Origin of the sequence: Enterobacter sp. CPE_E890 (assembly GCF_046521475.1) — a bacterium.
GTDB lineage: Bacteria > Pseudomonadota > Gammaproteobacteria > Enterobacterales > Enterobacteriaceae > Enterobacter > Enterobacter adelaidei.
Genome location: NZ_JBKFZW010000001.1, coordinates 4,840,559 through 4,860,815, shown reverse-complemented (window position 1 = coordinate 4,860,815; position 20,257 = coordinate 4,840,559). Strand labels below are relative to the sequence as shown.

The following is a 20,257-nucleotide window of genomic DNA, read 5'->3' as shown; positions in this document are numbered from 1 at the left end:
CCCTCTTCGGAGGGTTTTTTGATTTATAAGGGTTTTATTTTCCTGTCATATCGGTAATTCTGCCAAAGACGTACAAAAGTCACAAATTTTCAAAGTGTAATTAAACGGAATTAACTATCGAATCTGTGGGTTATCCCAACTGTACCTTATCAATAAGGGCGTATATCGTAACGGTAACACTGTAAAAGGGAGCATAGCGATGAGCACGTCAGACGATACCAATAAAGTCGGCAAATGCCCGTTCCATCAGGGCGGTCACGATCAGAGCGCGGGGGCAGGTACCAGCAGCCGTGACTGGTGGCCAAAACAACTCCGTGTCGACCTTCTTAACCAACATTCCAACCGTTCGAACCCTCTGGGTGAAGACTTCGACTACCGCAAAGAATTCAGCAAACTTGATTACTCTGCGCTTAAAGGCGACCTCAAAGCACTTTTAACCGACTCTCAACCGTGGTGGCCAGCCGACTGGGGCAGCTATGCAGGTCTGTTTATTCGTATGGCCTGGCACGGTGCAGGCACCTATCGCTCCGTTGATGGGCGCGGTGGTGCAGGACGCGGTCAACAGCGCTTTGCGCCGCTGAACTCCTGGCCTGATAACGTCAGCCTGGATAAAGCACGCCGCCTGCTGTGGCCAATTAAGCAAAAATACGGGCAAAAAATCTCCTGGGCTGACCTGTTTATCCTCGCGGGTAACGTGGCGCTGGAAAACTCGGGTTTCCGCACCTTTGGTTTTGGTGCCGGGCGTGAAGACGTCTGGGAACCGGATATGGACGTTAACTGGGGCGACGAAACGACCTGGCTGAAGCACCGCGATCCGGAAGAGCTGGCGAAGCGTCCACTCGGCGCAACCGAAATGGGCCTGATTTACGTTAACCCGGAAGGGCCAAATGCCAGCGGCGAACCGCTGTCAGCGGCAGCGGCGATTCGCGCCACCTTTGGTAACATGGGTATGGATGACGAAGAGACCGTCGCGTTGATTGCAGGGGGGCATACTCTCGGTAAAACCCACGGTGCAGGAGAAGCGACCCATGTAGGTGCTGATCCGGAAGCCGCACCGATTGAGGCGCAGGGTCTTGGCTGGCATAGCACGCACGGCTCTGGCGTTGGCGAAGATGCTATCACCTCTGGTCTGGAAGTCATCTGGTCACAAACCCCGACCCAGTGGAGCAACTATTTCTTCGAGAACCTGTTCAAATATGAGTGGGTGCAGACACGTAGCCCGGCCGGTGCCATTCAGTTTGAAGCCGTAAATGCGCCGGACATTATGCCTGATCCGTTCGACCCGTCGAAAAAACGCAAACCAACCATGCTGGTCACCGACCTGACGCTGCGTTTTGACCCGGAATTCGAAAAAATTTCCCGTCGTTTCCTGAACGATCCGCAGGCTTTCAACGAAGCTTTCGCACGTGCATGGTTCAAACTGACCCACCGTGATATGGGGCCAAAAGCGCGGTACATTGGTCCGGAAGTGCCGAAAGAAGATCTGATTTGGCAGGATCCGCTGCCACAGTCGGTGTTCAACCCTTCGAAGGAAGATATTGAAAGTCTGAAAGCGGAAATTGCGGCATCAGGTCTCTCCGTAAGCGAGCTGGTTTCTGTTGCCTGGGCGTCTGCTTCAACCTTCCGCGGCGGCGATAAGCGTGGCGGTGCCAATGGCGCACGTCTGGCGCTGGCGCCTCAGCGTGACTGGGATGTGAACGCCGCAGCGGTTCGTGCACTTCCTGCTCTGGAAGCTATTCAGCGCACCACTAACAAAGCTTCCCTGGCAGATATTATCGTGCTGGCGGGCGTAGTAGGCGTGGAGCAAGCCGCGAAAGCGGCAGGCGTATATGTCACTGTACCGTTCACACCAGGCCGTGTGGATGCACGTCAGGATCAGACGGATATCGAGATGTTTAACCTGCTCGAACCGATTGCCGATGGCTTCCGCAACTACCGTGCCCAGGTTAATGCCTCGACCACGGAATCACTCCTGATTGATAAGGCCCAACAGCTGACGCTGACCGCGCCTGAACTGACGGTGCTGGTGGGTGGCTTGCGTGCATTGGGTGCTAACTTCGATGGCAGCAAGAATGGCGTGTTCACCGACCGCGAGGGCGTGCTGAGTAATGACTTCTTCGTCAATCTGCTGGATATGAATACCCAGTGGAAAGCGACCGATGAGTCAAACGAACTGTTTGCCGGTAGCGACCGCGCCAGCGGTGAAGTGAAATATACCGCGACCCGAGCCGATCTGGTCTTCGGCTCTAATGCCGTCCTGCGCGCGCTGGCAGAAGTTTATGCCAGCAGCGATGCCAGCGAGAAGTTTGTCCGTGACTTCGTTGCAGCATGGGCGAAAGTGATGGATTTGGATCGTTTCGACCTGCAGTAAATAAAAAATCCCCGCTTCGGCGGGGATTTTTTAACACCATGTGGGCTGCGACTATTCCCACTCCTGTAAGAACCGCTGTCCGTACTGATCGGCAACCAACAGTGCCGCGTAAACCTGGTCCGGCGACACGCCGCCCGGCATGTTATGAATGGTTTCGCCTTCCGCGCAGGAAGCTTCCGCAATCAGACGCATTTTAGCCGGGATATCCTCTTTGATGTTCAGCTGTGCCAGCGTGATGGGCAAACCAACGCTGTGACAAAGCGCCGCGACGGTCTCTATTTCTTCTACCGGGGCGTTTTCCAGTACCAGCTGCGTCAGCGTACCGAATGCGACTTTTTCACCATGATAGAAGTGATGTGCATCCGGCACTGCCGTCATGCCGTTGTGAATGGCGTGTGCTGCAGCTAGCCCGCCGCTTTCAAAACCGACGCCGCTGAGATACGTATTGGCTTCAATGATGCGTTCCAGCGCCGGTGTTACGACGTGCTGTTCCGCCGCCAGCATCGCTTTTTCACCCTCTTCAATCAGCGTGTTGTAGCACAGCTCGGCGAGCGCTAACGCAGCCTGCGTACATTTGCCTCCTGCCATGGTGGTTGCGCCACTGCGGGAACAGGCTCGTGCTTCAAACCAGGTGGCCAGTGCATCGCCAATCCCCGCAGCCAGCAGACGTGGTGGTGCTCCTGCAACCACATTGGTGTCGACGATAACCATGTTCGGGTTGTGCGGTAGCATCAGGTAGCGATCGAACTCGCCGTTGTCGGTATAAATCACGGAAAGCGCGCTGCACGGCGCATCAGTGGAGGCGATAGTCGGGGCAATGGCGACCGGCACATCCATAAAGTGTGCCAGCGCTTTGGCGGTATCAAGCGTTTTACCGCCGCCGATACCCAGTACCGCCATGCAGTCGGCACTGTCTGCCAGTTTTTTTAGTCGATCGATTTCATTTTGCGAACATTCGCCGCCAAATGGCGCGATTTCAGCATGCAGTTCTGCGTTTTTAAAACTCTTGCGTAAAGTCTCTTCAGCAAAGCCCAGCACAAATTTATCGCCAACCACCAGCCAGCGCTGTGCAAGTGGCTTCAGATAGTCGCCGAGACGGGTTAGCACATTAGCGCCCTGGATGTATTTCCCCGGCGATTGAATGATACGGTCCATAACAGTTCTCCCTTAGAGGTTGAGGTTACCAAACGCGTTTTTCCAGTCTTGCTCGAACTTCTCTATGGCTGACTCTACCGCCGGGGTGCCGAGCATTTGTTGCGCTACATCTAAAGGAAGCGCGATTGCTTCACAGCCGGCAAGCAGGCAGTCCAGCGCCTGTCGCGGAGTTTTAAAGCTGGCGGCAAGTACCTTGCTCTCTGGCGCATGCATTTCAAGCAGGCATTGCAGCTCTTGCACCATGCGAATACCGTCACCGCCTTGAGCGTCGACGCGGTTCACATACGGGGCCACATACTTTGCTCCTGCCAGTGCGGCGAGTAACCCTTGGGCTGCGCTGTATACGGCGGTACCCAGCGTGGTAATGCCCTCTTTTTTCAGAGCCTGAATCGCGATAAGCCCCTGAGCCGTCAACGGAATTTTGACCACGATGTCCGGTATGACATTACTCAGGCGTTTAGCCTCCGCCACCATGCCCTCTGCATCGCGGCTCATGGTTTGGGCAAACAGCGTGCCGTCCGGCCCGATGGCCTTTTGCAGGCGCGGCAGCACGTCCCAGATGGATTCACGGCTGGCAGCGATAATGCTTGGGTTAGTGGTCACGCCCGCAATGGGAAAAATGCGTGCAAGGCGTTCGACTTCCGCCACGTTGGCGGTATCCAGATACAGTTCCATCACTCTTCCTCGTATTAAAGTTCTAATTCGTGTTGCAGCAGAGAAGCAATAGCCTCCCCGGAGCTGGCGTTCACCAGCGCGTTGCGGAAATCTTCATGCATGATGCGACGTGCCAGGCGTGAGAAAATTCGCATGTGCTGGTCGCCTGCGGCGTGTTTGTTCAGCGTCAGCATGATGATGAATTGCGCTTCCTCATCTCCCCACATGACGGGGGCTTTCAGGCGTGCAACGCTGATGGTGGATTGCTCAATGTGCTCCGATTTGCTGTGTGGGATGGCAAAACTAAAACCCAGCCCGGTAGAAAATACGGCTTCGCGCGCCCACAGATCGGCTTCCAGCTTGCGCGGATAGCGGCAACGCCCAGCGAGCAAAAGGTTATCGGTCATGCCTTTCATGACCTCTTCTTTGCTGTTCCAGTCGTTATCCAGAGAAATGCAGCGTGGCGTCACCAGCGGCGTATCCTGCTGATTCATGCGGAACTGGGCGAGCAGGTGTTCCACTTCAAGCGAGGTGCGACACGCCATGGCCTGGTTCAACAACTGGCGGCAGGCGCGGCTATCAAGCTGGGCCAGGCGCGCTTTGGTCGCCGGGATAGCAGGCGACCCCATACTGAGCTCGTCCAGGCCCAAACCTACCAGCAATGGCAACACAGAACCTTTTGCACCCAGCTCACCGCACAGGCCAATCCATTTTCCCTGGCGATGGACGGCCTGTACCGCGTAATCCAGAGCGCGCAGGAAAGCCGGGTTCAGGCTGTTGTAATGGCGCGTGACTTTGGCATTGTCGCGGTCGACGGCCAGGAGATACTGCGTCAGGTCATTGCTGCCGATACTAAAGAAATCAATTTCTTCGCAGCATTGATCGATGATGAACATCACCGAGGGCACTTCCAGCATGATGCCGAGCGGGATTTTTTCATCAAATGGAATATGTTCAGTACGAAGCTGCTGCTTCGCTTCGGCAAGCTTCTCTTTAACCCACAGGATCTCTTCCATGGAGGAGATCATCGGGATCATGATCTTCAGGTTGCCGTGAGCAGAGGCGCGCAGGATCGCCCGAAGCTGGGTGGTGAAAAGCGTTGCATACTCTTCGTAGATACGTACTGCGCGGTAGCCGAGGAAGGGGTTGTTTTCTGCCGGTATGTTCAGGTACTCCACCGGTTTATCGCCGCCGATATCCATAGTACGCACGATAATGCTGCGCTCATTTGCACTTTCAAGTGCCTGGCAGAAAATGTTGTACAGCTCGTTTTCACCGGGGGCGCTGGTGCGATCCATATACAGCATTTCGGTGCGGAACAGGCCAACGCCTTCGGCACCGTTACAAAATGCCGCCACGGCTTCCACTGCATGAGCGATGTTCGCGGCAATCTCAATGCGCAGGCCATCTGATGTTCTGGCTTCCCGATCAAGCCAGATGCGTTGCTGCTCGCGGATCGCCTGTTGTACTCGTGCTTCCTGCTGATAGTAGCGCACCACCGCATCACTGGCATTGACCACAACCACGCCCGCATTGCCATCTACGAAGACAGGCTGGTTGCGCCATTGAAGAAGACCTTCGCTATCGACGCCGACCAGCGTGGGAATATTGAAGGAGCGCGCAAGAATAACGGTGTGCGAAGTGGTTCCGCCGCTCTTTAACAGCAGCCCTTTGAGTAATGTTTTATCCAGTTCCAGGAACTGACCGGGAGTGAGGTCGTCTGCAAGGCAGACGGTCGGCTGCGTCAACTGGCCTGGCGCCGGGAAGCGTTGTTCTCCATAAATGTGTTGTAAAAGTTGATAGCAGACATCGCGCACGTCCAGTACCCGCTCCTGCAGGTAGCTGCTACTGGAACGAGAAAACGCATCGCAGAAATGGTTTGCAGTAGCGATTGTTGCTTGCGCGCAGCTCAGTCCCTGGCTCACGCCTGCAAGAAGATGCTGGCGCAGTGAGGTATCCGTCGCCAGCGATCGATGCGCATCGAGAATGGCGCTGGCGGTACTCTCGCTGTCCATCGCACGCAACTCAATGTTTTTCACCAGCAGGGTGAGACCGTTATTCAGCGCAGACTGCTCTTCTTCAACATTTTTCGCATCGGGTAAATCAGTCAGTGCATTGAGATCCAACGAGGTCAGTAAGGTCAGAATACCCTGGGCGCTACCGCTGCAAACAGGCATGGCGCGGAACAGCGTTGGGTTAAGGCGCGTGAGGGATTCTGGTAATGGATCAAGCTCGGTAGTGATGGTTTCTGCGAGTGGTGAATCACAGTGCGGGAACTCTTCCCGGATCCAGTGTTCCAGTTGTTGATGGGCGTTTTGCTCATCTTCCCCTTGAATCACCAGGCGACATGCATCACCTGCCAGCGTATCGGTACCAATAAGAGCCAGTGCGCTTCTGGCATCGGCCTTACGGCCAGTGCGCAGGTTGTGCCATTCGATTTGTGAGCTAAACGTATTGCACAGCGTTTCCACATGACTTGCCGGACGCGCGTGAACCCCGTTGGGTAATTCACAGGTAAATTCCACTACCAGAGCCATACACACACTCCTCAAACCAATCATCATTAATTGGGGAACAGCATACGAGTGCGGTGATGACGCGCGCCATGTGACAAATCTGCCAAAAACTGGACAAATGTAATATCACTCGAAAAGTGAGATTTGACTCACAGGTTGTGATGGTTTGTCTTACCCTTCCGTCTGTGCGAAATGTCGAGGCGGATCGCATTTTCATTTCAACATTACAAAAATCCAGTAAATGGCCTTTTTGTCTCCTGTCCGCCGACTTTCTGATTGCCTATTGTTTGCCACAACACCTTTAGGGTTTTAGGCCAGGAGCGACATATGAAAGAGTTGGTGCATATTCTCAAGAACACGCGGCAGCATCTGATGACAGGTGTGTCGCACATGATTCCGTTCGTGGTTGCAGGCGGAATTTTGCTGGCGGTTTCAGTCATGTTGTACGGCAAAGGCGCGGTACCGGATGCAGCAACCGACCCCAACCTGAAAAAACTGTTCGATATCGGCGTGGCCGGGTTAACGCTGATGGTCCCCTTCCTCGCCGCCTATATTGGCTATTCCATTGCCGAACGTGCCGCGCTTGCACCTTGCGCCATTGCGGCCTGGGTTGGTAACAGTTTCGGTGCGGGTTTCTTCGGCGCCATTATTGCCGGGATACTCGGTGGGATAGTCGTCTGGTATCTGAAGAAACTGCCGGTTCCGAAAGTGCTGCGCTCAGTCATGCCTATCTTCATCATCCCTATCATCGGCACTTTTCTTACCGCGGGCATCATGATGTGGGGCCTGGGTGAGCCTGTCGGGGCGTTGACCACGGGGTTAACTCAGTGGCTGCAAGGAATGCAGCAGGGCAGCATCGTTGTGCTGGCCGTCATCATGGGGCTGATGCTGGCCTTCGATATGGGGGGGCCAATTAACAAAGTGGCCTATGCCTTTATGTTGATTTGTGTTGCCCAGGGCGTCTACACCGTTGTGGCAATCGCAGCGGTGGGTATCTGTGTGCCTCCGCTGGGGTTAGGCCTGGCGACGCTCATTAATCGCAAGAATTTTACTGGTGAAGAGCGTGAAGCGGGTAAAGCGGCACTGGTGATGGGCTGCGTGGGGGTCACCGAAGGGGCGATTCCATTTGCTGCAGCCGATCCTCTGCGCGTGATCCCTTCCATCATGTTGGGCTCCGCGTGCGGTGCAGTGACGGCTGCCGTGATGGGCGCACAATGTTATGCCGGATGGGGGGGGCTTATCGTTCTCCCTGTGGTGGAGGGCAAAATGGGCTACATCGCGGCAGTAGCCGTGGGTGCGGTGGTTACCGCCATCAGCGTTAACGTGCTGAAAAGTATTGCCCGCAAGAATGCAAAACAGGTCGAAGAAAAAGAGGACGACCTGGATCTGGATTTCGAAATTAACTGAATGAGGAAGAGAACATGGCCCGAGTTATCGCAGTAACGGCATGCCCGTCAGGTGTTGCGCATACCTATATGGCGGCCGAAGCACTGGAAAGTGCCGCTAAAGCCAAAGGCTGGGAAGTGAAAGTTGAAACGCAGGGGTCGATAGGTCTTGAGAACGAACTGACGGCTGAGGATATCGCCGCAGCGGATATGGTGATCCTGACTAAAGATATCGGCATTAAATTCGAAGAGCGTTTTAGCGGGAAAACCATCGTGCGCGTCAACATTAGCGACGCGGTAAAGCGTGCTGACGCCATCATGAACAAAATTGATGCCCACCTGACACAAACCGCCTGATGCTCTCCCGCCCTTCGGGGCGGGCTCGTTTTTCCGTTACAGGAGTTACCTCATGACGAATCGTACCCAGCGTCTGAAAGACGCACTCTTTGCTAACCCGCGCGAAATCTCACTTGAGCGTGCTTTGCTCTATACCGCCAGTTATCAGCAGACGGAAGGCGAGCCGGTTATGCTCAGGCGCGCGAAAGCCACGGCGTACATTCTCGACCATGTGAACATCGCGATTCGTGATGAGGAGCTGATTGCCGGAAACCGCACCGTTAAACCGCGTGCAGGGATTATGTCCCCTGAGATGGACCCGTACTGGCTGCTTAAGGAGTTGGATCAGTTTGCCACACGACCCCAGGATCGCTTCGACATTAGCGACGAGGATAAGCGGATCTACCGTGAAGTGCTGTATCCCTGGTGGGAAAAACGGTCGATGAAAGATTTCATCAACAGCCAGATGACGGATGAAGTGAAAGCCGCCGTGGGGACACAGATTTTTAGCGTCAATCAGACGGATAAAGGGCAGGGGCATATCATCATTGATTACCCACGCCTGCTGAATAATGGTCTGGGTGCGCTGGTAGAGGAAATGCGTGAACACTGCACCCGCGATACGGAGAACACCTTCTATGCCGCGGCGCTGATTCTGCTTGAAGCCTCGCAGCGCCACATTCTGCGCTATGCAGTGCTGGCTGAAGACGTCGCTGCCATCAGCCATGGCTCTCGACGCGAGGAATTACTCAAGATTGCGGAAAACTCTCGTCATAACGCTCAGCATAAACCGCAAACGTTCTGGCAGGCGTGTCAGCTATTCTGGTACATGAACGTTATTTTACAGTACGAATCTAACGCCAGCTCGCTCTCCATCGGGCGCTTTGATCAGTATATGTTGCCGTTTTATCAGGCTTCGCTCTCGCAAGGTGACGATCCTTCGTTTCTGAAAGAACTTCTGGAATCATTGTGGGTGAAGTGCAATGACGTGGTGTTATTACGTTCGACCAGCAGCGCACGTTATTTTGCCGGATTTCCGACGGGATATACTGCACTGCTGGGCGGCCTGACGGAGAGTGGTCGCAGTGCGGTGAATGTGCTTTCCTTCCTGTGCCTGGATGCCTACCAGAGCGTTCAGCTTCCGCAGCCCAACCTTGGCGTGCGAGTGAACGAACTTATTGACCGACCTTTCCTGCTCAAAACTGCAGAGACGATCCGTCTGGGAACCGGTATTCCGCAGATATTTAACGATGAAGTGGTGGTGCCAGCTTTCCTGAATCGTGGTGTGTCACTTGAAGATGCGCGTGATTACGCTGTTGTCGGCTGCGTTGAACTGTCCATTCCGGGTAAAACCTACGGCCTTCACGATATCGCGATGTTTAACCTGCTGAAAGTCATGGAAATCGCGATGCAGGAGAACGAAGGTAATGCGGATCTCAGTTATGAAGAGTTGCTGAGGCATATTCGCGCCAAAATTAATCACTACATTGCGCTGATGGTCGAGGGGAGCAATATCTGCGATATCGGCCACCGCGACTGGGCGCCCGTGCCGCTTCTCTCTTCGTTTATCAGTGATTGCCTGGTTATGGGGAGAGATATTACCGACGGCGGTGCACGCTATAACTTCTCTGGCGTGCAGGGGATAGGGATAGCGAATTTGAGTGACTCATTGCATGCTCTGAAAGGGCTGGTTTTTGAACAGCAACGCTTAAGTTTTGATGAGCTATTAGCCGTGTTAAAAGCCAATTTTGCCACCCCTGAAGGCGAGAAAGTGCGTGCAAGGCTGATCAACCGCTTCGAAAAATACGGCAATGATATTGATGATGTCGACAATATCAGCGCTGAATTGCTGCGCCATTACTGTAAAGAGGTCGAAAAATACCGCAACCCGCGTGGTGGGCAATTTACCCCCGGTTCATATACCGTGTCGGCACACGTACCGCTGGGCGCAGTCGTGGGTGCCACACCGGATGGTCGCCTGGCAGGTGAGCAGCTGGCAGACGGTGGGCTCTCTCCTATGCTCGGGCAAGATATGCAGGGCCCGACGGCGGTACTGAAATCGGTGAGTAAGCTGGATAACTATTTATTATCTAACGGTACACTTCTGAACGTTAAATTCACGCCTGCGACGCTGGAAGGCGATGCCGGGCTGCAAAAGCTGGCGGATTTTCTGCGCGCGTTCACCCAGCTTAAACTGCAACATATCCAGTTCAACGTCGTTAACGCGGACACGCTACGCGAAGCACAGCAGCGCCCACAGGATTTTGCCGGGTTGGTCGTCCGGGTTGCCGGATACAGCGCCTTCTTTGTTGAGTTATCGAAGGAGATCCAGGATGACATTATCCGTCGCACAGCACATCAGCTGTGACGAGGTTGAAACGCGCGCCAATGCGGCGCGTATTTTCAACATTCAGCGCTATTCGTTGAATGATGGGCGTGGCATTCGCACGGTAGTGTTTTTTAAAGGTTGTCCTCACCGCTGCCCCTGGTGTGCTAATCCTGAGTCGATCTCACCGAAAATCGAGACAGCGCGCCGCGTGAGCAAATGTTTGCACTGTAGCCCCTGTCTGCGGGATGCTAATGAGTGCCCTTCTGGCGCGTTCGAGCATATTGGAAGAGACGTTACGCTCGATGTGCTCGAACGTGAGGTAATGAAAGACGATGTGTTCTTCCGTTCTTCGGGTGGTGGCGTCACCCTCTCCGGAGGGGAGGTGTTGATGCAGGCACCTTTTGCGACACTGCTTTTGCAGAGGCTGCGTCGATATGGCGTGCATACAGCCATCGAAACGGCAGGAGATGCGCCTTTATCTCGCTTACTGCCACTGGCGCACCAGTGTGATGAAGTGCTGTTTGATTTGAAAATAATGGATACGGAGCAGGCGCGTTCAGTGGTAGCAATGAATCTGCCCAGAGTGCTCGATAATTTTATGCAACTGGTGGCTGACGGAGTAAATGTGATCCCTCGCGTACCGCTTATTCCGGGTTTTACGCTCAATGAAACGAACATGGCTCGCGTGCTGGCGTTTCTGTTACCTTCTGGAATACGGCAACTGCATTTACTGCCGTTCCATCAGTACGGGGAACCAAAGTATCGTCTCCTTGGTCAGGAGTGGGGGATGCGGCAAGTGGTTCCGCCAACAGAAAGTGAGGTTGCGGCGATGCGTCAAATGGCTGAGCGTGAAGGTTTCCATGTCACCGTAGGAGGTTAAGTATGGCAGTGATAACGGAACGTCACCTGGTGGCGGTGACCGCTTGTGTCAGTGGCGTTGCACATACCTATATGGCAGCCGAAAGGCTTGAAAAACTCTGCCTGCATGAGAAGTGGAGCGTTCACATTGAGACACAGGGAGCTCTGGGCGTTGAAAACGAGCTCACAGATGACGATATTCGTCGCGCCGATGTTGTTCTACTGATCGCGGATATCGAACTGGCTGGCAGTGAACGCTTCGAACATACCCGCTACGTGAAGTGCGGGATTAACGCTTTTTTACGTGACCCGCAAAGGGTGATGGGAGCGGTGCGTAAAATGTTTTCCGCACCGCAGCATACTCAGCTCATTCTGGACTAGCCACTTTCCCTGTTAGCTGGCTGTGATACTGGCGACGGTATTCTGACGGGGATCGCTCTGTGTTTTTACGGAACAACCGGCAGAAATAGTTACTGTCAACAAACCCGCAGGCATGTGCCACCTCTTTCACTTTTAAATCATACCCTTTCAGCAACTGACGCGCGTGTTCCAGCCGGGTATGCGTCAGGTATTCATTGAAACCCACTGCACCTGTTTTCTGGAAGAGATGCGACAGATAGTTGGGGGAGATGTAAAACGCCTGCGCCACGGATTCACGGGTTAGCGGCGCGGCGTAGTGCTCGTCAATATAGACCCGAATCGCTTCAAACAGAGCCTGACTACGCGAGGCGGTTTGGATCTGGCTGCCCAGCAGGTCGACGCAGTGGCTAAGCAGGCTGGCGATAATCAGCCGCGCGGTTTGCTGCTCATGCGGCTGCATCTGCATTTCATGGAGCGTTTGTAGCAGGAATGAGCCAATACGAGGACCTCTGCGGGCAACATGCCGTTTTGCCAGGTTACGGACTTCAACGCCATCCCAGTGCAGGAGGCTAAACCCAAGTTGTTGTTTGCCAAACAGAATGCTCAACGTCGTCGCGGGCTTTTGCCATTGCGGATCATTCCAGCCGCCAGCAGGAACGTATAAAACATCACCCTGCTGTAAAACGGAAGCAGCCAGGTCTTTCACCGAACCTTCGAGCACGATCTCCAGACGAGGAAAATCGACCTGCAAGGCAAGTGCGGGAACGGAGGATGTTGAGTTTGCAAAATGCACCTGACGTACAGGCAACGTGCCGTTTATCAGGTCAGTCAGGATGTGGGTGATATCGTGGTGCATGATGTGAATACCGAGGTATTGCCCGGCAAGCGCAGCGCTGCCGGGCATAAAGCATTAGCCGGTGTTACGCATACCTGCCGCAACGCCTGCAATCGTCACCATCAGCGCCTGTTCAACGCGTGGATCCGGCTCTTTACCTTCTTCTTCCGCCAGACGCGAACGGTGCAGCAGTTCTGCCTGCAGGACGTTCAACGGGTCGGTATAGATGTTACGCAGCTGAATAGACTCGGCAATCCACGGCAGGTCCGCCATCAGGTGGGAGTCGTTGGCGATATCCAGCACCACTTTGATGTCACCTTCCAGCAGTTCGCGCAGCTCTTTACCCAGTGCCCACAGCTCAGGTTTCACCAGGCGCTGATCGTAGTATTCCGCCAGCCACAGGTCGGCTTTCGAGAAGACCATCTCCAGCATCCCCAGACGGGTAGAGAAGAACGGCCAGTCGCGGCACATGGCTTCCAGCTCACTCTGTTTGCCATCTTCTACCACTTTCTGCAGCGCGGCACCGGCACCCAGCCAGGCTGGCAGCATCAAACGGTTCTGCGTCCAGGCGAAGATCCACGGGATAGCACGCAGGGATTCTACGCCACCGGTTGGGCGACGCTTCGCAGGACGTGAGCCCAGCGGCAGTTTACCCAGCTCCTGCTCAGGCGTCGCTGAACGGAAGTAAGGTACGAAGTCTTTGTTTTCACGCACGTAGCCGCGGTACAGATCGCAGGAGATATCTGACAGCTCGTCCATAATATGACACCAGGACGCTTTTGGCTCCGGCGGCGGTAGCAAGTTCGCTTCCAGAATAGCGCTGGTGTAAAGGGACAGGCTGCTGATGGTGACTTCTGGCAGACCGTACTTGAAGCGGATCATCTCGCCCTGTTCGGTCACGCGCAGGCCGCCTTTCAGACTTCCCGGCGGTTGTGACAGCAGTGCGGCATGAGCAGGTGCACCGCCACGGCCAATGGAACCGCCGCGTCCGTGGAACAGGGTCAGCTCAATACCGGCTTTCTCACAGGTTTTAATCAGTGCATCTTGCGCCTGGTACTGGGCCCAGGATGCTGCCATTACGCCCGCATCTTTTGCGGAGTCAGAATAGCCAATCATGACCATCTGTTTGCCCTGAATAAAGCCACGATACCAGTCGATGTTCAGCAACTGGGTCATGACATCATTGGCATTGTTCAGGTCATCGAGGGTTTCAAACAGCGGCGCGACCGGCAGGGCGTAGTCGATACCGGCTTCTTTCAGCAGGAGATGAACGGCCAGCACGTCGGACGGCGTTTTTGCCATGGAGATCACATAGGCCGCCACCGATCCTTTCGGCGCATCAACGATCGCTTTACAGGTGTTGAGAACTTCGCGGGTGTCGTTGCTTGGTTCCCAGTTGCGAGGCAGCAAAGGACGTTTGGAGTTCAGTTCGCGGATCAGGAAGGCCTGCTTGTCGGCTTCGGACCAGCTTTCATAATCGCCGATGCCGAGATAGCGGGTCAGTTCGCCCAGGGCTTCGGTATGACGGGTGCTCTCTTGACGCACATCGATACGCACCAGCGGTACGCCAAAACACTTCACGCGGCGCAGGGTATCAAGCAACTCACCGTTCGCGATGATGCCCATCCCACAGGCCTGCAGAGATTTATAACAGGCGTACAGGGGCTCCCAGAGCTGTTCGTTCTGGCTCAGAAGACCTTCGGGTTTTGGCAGGCGCTGGCCTTTAAGTCGTGCTTCCAGCCAGGCCTGAGTAGCCATCAGTTGACTGCGCAGTTTTTTCATCAGGAAACGATACGGCTCGCTGGCACCTTCTTCACCAGCCAGCTCGCGCAGTTCCGGTGTTGCTTCAACCATCGACAGTTCGGAAATCAGTACCTGAATGTCTTTCAGGAACAGGTCGGTAGCCTTCCAGCGGCTCAGCAACAGGACATGACGGGTGATCTCTGCGGTAACGTTCGGGTTGCCGTCGCGGTCTCCGCCCATCCAGGAGGTGAAGCGCACTGGCACAAAATCCACCGGCAGGCGGTAGCCCAGGTTCTCTTCCAGCTGTTCGTTCAGTTCGCGCAGGTAGTTCGGAACCCCTTCCCACAGGCTGTTTTCTACCACCGCAAAGCCCCATTTGGCTTCATCAACCGGGCTTGGGCGATGCTTACGAATTTCATCGGTGTGCCAGGATTGGGCAATCAGCTGGCGCAGGCGGCGCATCAGCTGGTTGCGCTCGTAGTCAGCGATGTCTTTGTTATCCAACTGCTTCAGGCAGTTGTTCACTTCCACCATTTTGTGGATCAGGGTACGACGGGTGATTTCGGTTGGGTGCGCGGTCAGTACCAGTTCGAGCGAAAGGGACTCCACCGCTTTTTTGATGGTGTCTTCATTGAGGCCTGGCTGATCTTTGAGTTTACGAAGCGTACGGGCAATGACTTCCGGGTTACTGGCAGCTTCACCATTTGGCGAAATGCTGTGGTATTGCTCAGCGGTGTTTGCCAGGTTAAGGAACTGGCTGAATGCGCGTGCAACGGGTAACAGCTCATCGTTAGAGAGGTTCTGCAACGTGGTTAGCAGCTCCTGACGATTGGCCTCATTACCTGCACGAGAAGATTTCGATAGCTTGCGGATGGTTTCAACACGGTCGAGGATGTTCTCCCCCAACGCATCTTTGATGGTATCTCCAAGCACTTTGCCGAGCATACTGACATTACTACGCAACGCGGAATATTGTTCGTTCATAAAAATCCAGTCACCCCATCATTTTTGTTTATGCCCAGTCGAAAATCTTCTGGACATTATTTTGTCATCTCCCTTTATAAAGCCACGTAAAACCCCCGTCGTCAATTGCTGCGAAAACGGTTCAGCAAACGAATAAATGTGGGTAATTTACGAAATTTAATTCGCTTCGCGTCAGATAAGTGATGCTTATGGGAATGTGACGGAGATCGCGAGATTTTCCCCTCTCAGATGAGAGGGGAAAGGTCATTAATGCCAGCAGAAGTGATGCACAACCTGAGTAATCAGTTCGCGGGTTGGCTTGATAAAGCGAGTTTCCAGATACTCATCCGGCTGGTGGGCCTGGTTGATGGAGCCAGGGCCAAGGACCAGCGTCGGGCAGAGCGTTTGAATAAACGGCGCTTCGGTGCAGTAGTTCACCACATCGGTTTTCTCGCCGAGCAGTTTTTCCACCACGTCGACCAACTGGTGATCCGGCGGGCACTCATAGCCCGGAATTGGCGGATGCAGATCGGAAACCGTCAGACGGCCTGGCCAGCGTTCACTCACCGGTGCAAGGGCTTCTGTCAGTAATCCGTTCAGATCGCTCAGCGTCATACCCGGCAGCGGGCGGATATCCATGTGCAGCTCGCAACAGGCGCAGATACGGTTGGAGGCATCGCCGCCGTGAAGGCTACCGAGGTTCAGCGTCGGATAAGGAACGGTGAACGAATCATGGTGATAGCGCTCTTTCAGGGAATCACGCAGCTGCATGATGTGGCCGATGGCATCGTGCATCAGCTCAATGGCATTCACGCCGCGCGCCGGGTCGCTGGAGTGGCCGGACTGGCCCAGCACGCGCACTGCCGTCGAGATATGGCCTTTGTGCGCGCGAATCGGTTGCAGAGACGTTGGCTCGCCGATGATCGCGCAATCCGGGCGAATCGACGTGTTTTCAGAGAAGTAGCGAGCGCCCGCCATGCTGGTTTCTTCATCGGCGGTCGCCAGAATGTAGAGCGGTTTCTTCAGTTTCGTCACGTCGACGTCACGCAGCGCGTCGAGGATAAAGGCGAAGAATCCTTTCATGTCGGCGGTGCCCAGACCGTAGAGCTTGTTGTCATGTTCGGTCAGGGTGAACGGATCGCGCGTCCAGCGGCCGTCGTCAAACGGTACGGTGTCAGTATGACCGGCCAGCAGCAGGCCGCCCGCACCGGTTCCGGTGCTGGCGAGCAGGTTAAATTTGTGGCGGGTTCCGGGGACGGGCTGAACCTCAACGTTAAACCCAAGATCGCTAAACCAACCCGCCAGCAGATTGATTAAAGACTCATTGCTCTGATCCAGCGCTTCTTCGGTTGCACTGATGGACGGTGTGGCAATCAGGGCGCGGTAGATCTCGATAAATGGCGGTAAGTTCATTTTCATTGTTGACACACCTTAGGTCGTGATAGTATCAATATTCATGCAATAAATGTGAATAAAAATACATTAACGTTGAGCATAAAGGAACCCGATGTTGAATACGCTGATTGTAGGCGCTAGCGGTTATGCGGGCGCAGAGCTTGTAAGCTACGTGAATCGCCATCCACATATGACCATAACCGCTTTGACCGTGTCAGCGCAAAGCAATGATGCAGGAAAGTTAATTTCTGATTTGCATCCGCAACTTAAGGGCATTGTTGATCTGCCGTTGCAGCCAATGTCTGATATCAGTGAGTTCACCGAAGGCGTCGACGTGGTGTTTTTGGCCACTGCGCACGAAGTCAGCCACGACCTGGCACCGCAATTTCTGGCGGCCGGTTGTGTGGTGTTCGACCTCTCTGGCGCGTTTCGTGTTAACGATGGCGCGTTCTATGAAAAATATTACGGTTTTACCCATCAGCACCCGGATCTGCTTGAAAAAGCGGTGTACGGCCTGGCGGAGTGGAGCGCAGACAAACTGAAAGAAGCGGATCTGATTGCTGTCCCGGGTTGCTACCCGACGGCGGCGCAGCTTTCTCTTAAGCCTTTGATCGACGCGGGCCTGCTGGATCTGAATCAGTGGCCGGTGATCAACGCCACCAGCGGCGTGAGCGGTGCAGGGCGCAAGGCCGCAATCTCCAACAGCTTCTGCGAAGTGAGCCTTCAGCCGTATGGCGTGTTTAATCACCGTCATCACCCTGAAATTACTACTCATCTTGGGGCGAACGTCATCTTTACCCCGCATCTGGGCAGCTTCCCGAGAGGGATCCTCGAAACCATTACCTGCCGCCTGAAACCGGGTGTGACCAAAGAACAGGTGGGCGAGGTCTTTACTCAGGCGTATGCAGATAAACCGCTGGTGCGTCTGTATGAAAAAGGTGTTCCGGCGCTGAAAAACGTAGTCGGCCTGCCGTTCTGCGATATCGGCTTTGCCGTACAGGACGAGCACCTGATTGTGGTCGCCGCAGAAGATAACTTACTCAAAGGCGCTGCTGCCCAGGCAATGCAGTGTGCAAATATTCGTTTCGGCTTCCCTGAAACGCAGGCTCTTATTTAAGGTGTGATGATGAACCCATTAATTATCAAACTCGGTGGTGTACTGCTGGACAGCGAAGAAGCGCTGGAGCGTCTTTTTACCGCGCTGGTTAACTATCGCGAATCACACCAACGTCCGCTGGTGATTGTTCACGGTGGCGGCTGCGTGGTGGATGAGCTGATGAAAGGGCTCAACCTGCCGGTGAAAAAGAAAAATGGTCTGCGCGTTACACCTGCCGATCAGATTGACATCATCACCGGTGCGCTGGCGGGGACGGCGAACAAAACGCTACTGGCATGGGCGAAGAAACACCATATTGCTTCCGTTGGCCTCTACCTGGGCGATGGCGATAGCGTAAAAGTGACTCAGCTCGACGAAGAACTCGGTCATGTTGGACTGGCGCAGCCAGGTTCGCCTAAGCTGATTAACACGCTGCTGGAGGGTGGTTTCCTGCCGGTGGTCAGTTCTATCGGTGTCACCGAAGAGGGTGAGCTGATGAACGTGAATGCGGACCAGGCGGCAACGGCACTGGCGGCAACGCTGGGCGCAGACCTGATCCTGCTTTCCGACGTGAGCGGTATTCTGGACGGCAAAGGTCAGCGCATTGCGGAAATGACGGCGGCGAAAGCCGAGCAGCTGATTGCGCAGGGTATTATTACCGACGGCATGATCGTCAAAGTGAACGCTGCACTGGATGCCGCGCGCACGCTCGGCCGCCCGGTAGATATCGCCTCCTGGCGTCACGCGGAGCAACTCCCGGCGCTGTTTAACGGCACGCCGATTGGCACGCGTATTTTAGCGTAAGTTTTTATTGAATGACCGTAGGCCGGGTAAGCGTAGCGCCACCCGGCGGAACTAACGAATAAAGGAACGATGTTATGGCACTTTGGGGTGGGCGTTTTACACAGGCAGCGGATCAGCGGTTCAAACAGTTCAACGACTCTTTGCGCTTCGACTACCGCCTGGCCGAACAGGATATTGTCGGCTCTGTGGCCTGGTCCAAAGCGCTGGTGACAGTTGGCGTACTGACCGCAGAGGAACAGCAGCAGCTGGAAGAGGCACTGAATAATCTGCTGGAGGAAGTGCGCCTGAACCCGGAGCAAATCCTCCAGAGCGACGCCGAAGACATTCACAGCTGGGTAGAAGGCAAACTGATCGATAAAGTCGGTCAGTTGGGTAAGAAGCTGCACACTGGCCGTAGCCGTAACGACCAGGTCGCAACCGATCTGAAGCTGTGGTGTAAAGATACCGTTGGCGAACTGCTGGCCGCTAACCGTCAACTGCAGAGTGCGCTGGTGGAAACCGCTCAGAATAACCAGGACGCGGTCATGCCGGGTTACACCCATCTGCAGCGTGCGCAGCCAGTGACGTTTGCGCACTGGTGCCTGGCCTATGTCGAGATGCTGGCGCGTGATGAAAGCCGTCTGCAGGATACTCTGAAACGTCTGGACGTGAGTCCGCTGGGTAGCGGCGCGCTGGCCGGTACGGCGTATGAAATTGACCGTGAACAGCTGGCAGGCTGGTTGGGTTTTGCCTCTGCCACCCGTAACAGCCTGGACAGCGTGTCTGACCGTGACCACGTGCTGGAACTGCTCTCAAATGCTTCTATCGGCATGGTTCACCTGTCGCGTTTCGCAGAAGACCTGATCTTCTTCAACTCCGGTGAGGCCGGGTTTGTCGAGTTGTCTGACCGTGTGACTTCAGGTTCTTCCCTGATGCCGCAGAAGAAAAACCCGGATGCGCTGGAGCTTATCCGCGGCAAGTGTGGCCGCGTCCAGGGCGCGCTGACCGGCATGATGATGACCCTGAAAGGGCTGCCGCTGGCGTATAACAAAGATATGCAGGAAGACAAAGAAGGGCTGTTCGACGCGCTCGACACCTGGCTGGACTGTCTGCATATGGGCGCACTGGTGCTGGATGGTATTCAGGTGAAACGCCCGCGTTGCCAGGAAGCGGCGCAGCAGGGGTATGCAAACTCCACTGAGCTGGCGGATTACCTCGTTGCGAAAGGCGTACCGTTCCGTGAAGCGCACCATATTGTGGGCGAAGCGGTAGTGGAAGCGATTCGCCAGGGTAAACCGCTGGAAGATCTGGCGCTTGCCGAGCTGCAGAAGTTCAGTGCGGTTATCGGGGATGATGTTTATCCGATTCTGGCATTACAGTCTTGCCTGGATAAGCGTGCGGCGAAAGGCGGCGTGTCACCTAAGCAGGTCGCGCAGGCGATTGCGGATGCGAAAAACCGCTTAGTTTAAACTGTGCGG

The 20,257-nt window shown here is 54.8% G+C and carries 15 protein-coding genes; 9 read left to right on the top strand and 6 right to left on the bottom strand.

Annotation, left to right across the window (positions count from 1 at the left end):
- Positions 1-199 precede the first annotated feature (199 nt).
- Positions 200-2,371, top strand: coding sequence for a catalase/peroxidase HPI (gene katG / locus ACLHV9_RS23960; protein WP_108091199.1), 2,172 nt, complete (start codon positions 200-202; stop codon positions 2,369-2,371).
- 51 nt (positions 2,372-2,422) lie between these two features.
- Here katG and ACLHV9_RS23955 read toward each other — a convergent pair whose 3' ends face one another.
- The 3 genes from ACLHV9_RS23955 to ptsP are packed head-to-tail and all read right to left on the bottom strand — an operon-like array spanning position 2,423 to position 6,717.
- The gene (locus tag ACLHV9_RS23955) at positions 2,423-3,526 is read right to left on the bottom strand and encodes a glycerol dehydrogenase (protein WP_028018104.1); all 1,104 of its coding nucleotides are present in this window, start codon (positions 3,524-3,526) and stop codon (positions 2,423-2,425) included.
- A gap of 12 nt (positions 3,527-3,538) precedes the next feature.
- Entirely contained in the window at positions 3,539-4,201 is a 663-nt protein-coding gene (gene fsa, locus ACLHV9_RS23950) for a fructose-6-phosphate aldolase (protein WP_407221139.1), read from the bottom strand.
- 14 nt (positions 4,202-4,215) lie between these two features.
- Positions 4,216-6,717: a phosphoenolpyruvate--protein phosphotransferase gene (ptsP, locus tag ACLHV9_RS23945; RefSeq protein WP_128348444.1), complete on the bottom strand. Its 2,502-nt coding sequence runs from the start codon at positions 6,715-6,717 to the stop codon at positions 4,216-4,218.
- A gap of 306 nt (positions 6,718-7,023) precedes the next feature.
- On the opposite strand from ptsP, the gene ACLHV9_RS23940 reads away from it, so the two are divergent.
- From ACLHV9_RS23940 to ACLHV9_RS23920, 5 genes are read left to right on the top strand one after another with little or no spacing between them, the layout of a single operon-like run.
- Entirely contained in the window at positions 7,024-8,103 is a 1,080-nt protein-coding gene (locus tag ACLHV9_RS23940) for a PTS fructose transporter subunit EIIC (protein WP_134708681.1), read from the top strand.
- A gap of 14 nt (positions 8,104-8,117) precedes the next feature.
- Complete coding sequence (locus tag ACLHV9_RS23935) at positions 8,118-8,438, top strand: PTS fructose-like transporter subunit IIB (protein WP_407221138.1); 321 nt, start codon at positions 8,118-8,120, stop codon at positions 8,436-8,438.
- 52 nt (positions 8,439-8,490) lie between these two features.
- Entirely contained in the window at positions 8,491-10,785 is a 2,295-nt protein-coding gene (locus tag ACLHV9_RS23930; RefSeq protein WP_407221137.1) for a formate C-acetyltransferase, read from the top strand.
- Entirely contained in the window at positions 10,751-11,626 is an 876-nt protein-coding gene (locus ACLHV9_RS23925; protein ID WP_407221136.1) for a [formate-C-acetyltransferase]-activating enzyme, read from the top strand. The genes ACLHV9_RS23930 and ACLHV9_RS23925 overlap by 35 nt, the downstream gene beginning before the upstream one ends.
- Before the next feature lie 2 nt (positions 11,627-11,628).
- Positions 11,629-11,985, top strand: coding sequence for a PTS fructose-like transporter subunit IIB (locus tag ACLHV9_RS23920; RefSeq protein ID WP_028018097.1), 357 nt, complete (start codon positions 11,629-11,631; stop codon positions 11,983-11,985).
- Here the strand turns inward: ACLHV9_RS23920 and ACLHV9_RS23915 are convergent.
- From ACLHV9_RS23915 to argE, 3 genes are all read right to left on the bottom strand, one after another.
- A complete protein-coding gene (locus ACLHV9_RS23915; protein WP_407221199.1) occupies positions 11,972-12,820 on the bottom strand; it encodes a helix-turn-helix transcriptional regulator in 849 nt (282 codons plus the stop codon). The two genes, ACLHV9_RS23920 and ACLHV9_RS23915, sit on opposite strands and share 14 nt — an antisense overlap.
- A gap of 54 nt (positions 12,821-12,874) precedes the next feature.
- A complete protein-coding gene (ppc, locus tag ACLHV9_RS23910) occupies positions 12,875-15,526 on the bottom strand; it encodes a phosphoenolpyruvate carboxylase (RefSeq protein WP_028018095.1) in 2,652 nt (883 codons plus the stop codon).
- Between the two features lie 246 nt (positions 15,527-15,772).
- Positions 15,773-16,924, bottom strand: a complete 1,152-nt coding sequence (gene argE / locus ACLHV9_RS23905) for an acetylornithine deacetylase (RefSeq protein WP_028018094.1) — start codon at positions 16,922-16,924, stop codon at positions 15,773-15,775.
- A gap of 88 nt (positions 16,925-17,012) precedes the next feature.
- Between argE and argC the strand changes: the two genes are divergently transcribed.
- From argC to argH, 3 genes are all read left to right on the top strand, one after another.
- Positions 17,013-18,017 carry an N-acetyl-gamma-glutamyl-phosphate reductase gene (argC, locus tag ACLHV9_RS23900; protein ID WP_134708675.1) on the top strand — a complete coding sequence of 335 codons (1,005 nt, stop codon included), beginning with the start codon at positions 17,013-17,015 and terminating at the stop codon, positions 18,015-18,017.
- A 6-nt stretch (positions 18,018-18,023) separates the two neighbouring features.
- Positions 18,024-18,800, top strand: a complete 777-nt coding sequence (gene argB, locus ACLHV9_RS23895; RefSeq protein WP_098946274.1) for an acetylglutamate kinase — start codon at positions 18,024-18,026, stop codon at positions 18,798-18,800.
- Positions 18,801-18,874: 74 nt separating this feature from the next.
- On the top strand, positions 18,875-20,248 hold the full coding sequence (argH, locus tag ACLHV9_RS23890; RefSeq protein WP_028018091.1) for an argininosuccinate lyase: 1,374 nt from the start codon (positions 18,875-18,877) through the stop codon (positions 20,246-20,248).
- The last annotated feature ends 9 nt before the right edge of the window (positions 20,249-20,257 follow it).

Bases quoted from the DNA above. Each gene is read 5' to 3' on its own strand.
- katG (WP_108091199.1), top strand. From the start codon at position 200: ATGAGCACGTCAGACGATACCAATAAAGTCGGCAAATGCCCGTTCCAT.
- ACLHV9_RS23955 (WP_028018104.1), bottom strand. From the start codon at position 3,526: ATGGACCGTATCATTCAATCGCCGGGGAAATACATCCAGGGCGCTAAT.
- fsa (WP_407221139.1), bottom strand. From the start codon at position 4,201: ATGGAACTGTATCTGGATACCGCCAACGTGGCGGAAGTCGAACGCCTT.
- ptsP (WP_128348444.1), bottom strand. From the start codon at position 6,717: ATGGCTCTGGTAGTGGAATTTACCTGTGAATTACCCAACGGGGTTCAC.
- ACLHV9_RS23940 (WP_134708681.1), top strand. From the start codon at position 7,024: ATGAAAGAGTTGGTGCATATTCTCAAGAACACGCGGCAGCATCTGATG.
- ACLHV9_RS23935 (WP_407221138.1), top strand. From the start codon at position 8,118: ATGGCCCGAGTTATCGCAGTAACGGCATGCCCGTCAGGTGTTGCGCAT.
- ACLHV9_RS23930 (WP_407221137.1), top strand. From the start codon at position 8,491: ATGACGAATCGTACCCAGCGTCTGAAAGACGCACTCTTTGCTAACCCG.
- ACLHV9_RS23925 (WP_407221136.1), top strand. From the start codon at position 10,751: ATGACATTATCCGTCGCACAGCACATCAGCTGTGACGAGGTTGAAACG.
- ACLHV9_RS23920 (WP_028018097.1), top strand. From the start codon at position 11,629: ATGGCAGTGATAACGGAACGTCACCTGGTGGCGGTGACCGCTTGTGTC.
- ACLHV9_RS23915 (WP_407221199.1), bottom strand. From the start codon at position 12,820: ATGCACCACGATATCACCCACATCCTGACTGACCTGATAAACGGCACG.
- ppc (WP_028018095.1), bottom strand. From the start codon at position 15,526: ATGAACGAACAATATTCCGCGTTGCGTAGTAATGTCAGTATGCTCGGC.
- argE (WP_028018094.1), bottom strand. From the start codon at position 16,924: ATGAAAATGAACTTACCGCCATTTATCGAGATCTACCGCGCCCTGATT.
- argC (WP_134708675.1), top strand. From the start codon at position 17,013: ATGTTGAATACGCTGATTGTAGGCGCTAGCGGTTATGCGGGCGCAGAG.
- argB (WP_098946274.1), top strand. From the start codon at position 18,024: ATGATGAACCCATTAATTATCAAACTCGGTGGTGTACTGCTGGACAGC.
- argH (WP_028018091.1), top strand. From the start codon at position 18,875: ATGGCACTTTGGGGTGGGCGTTTTACACAGGCAGCGGATCAGCGGTTC.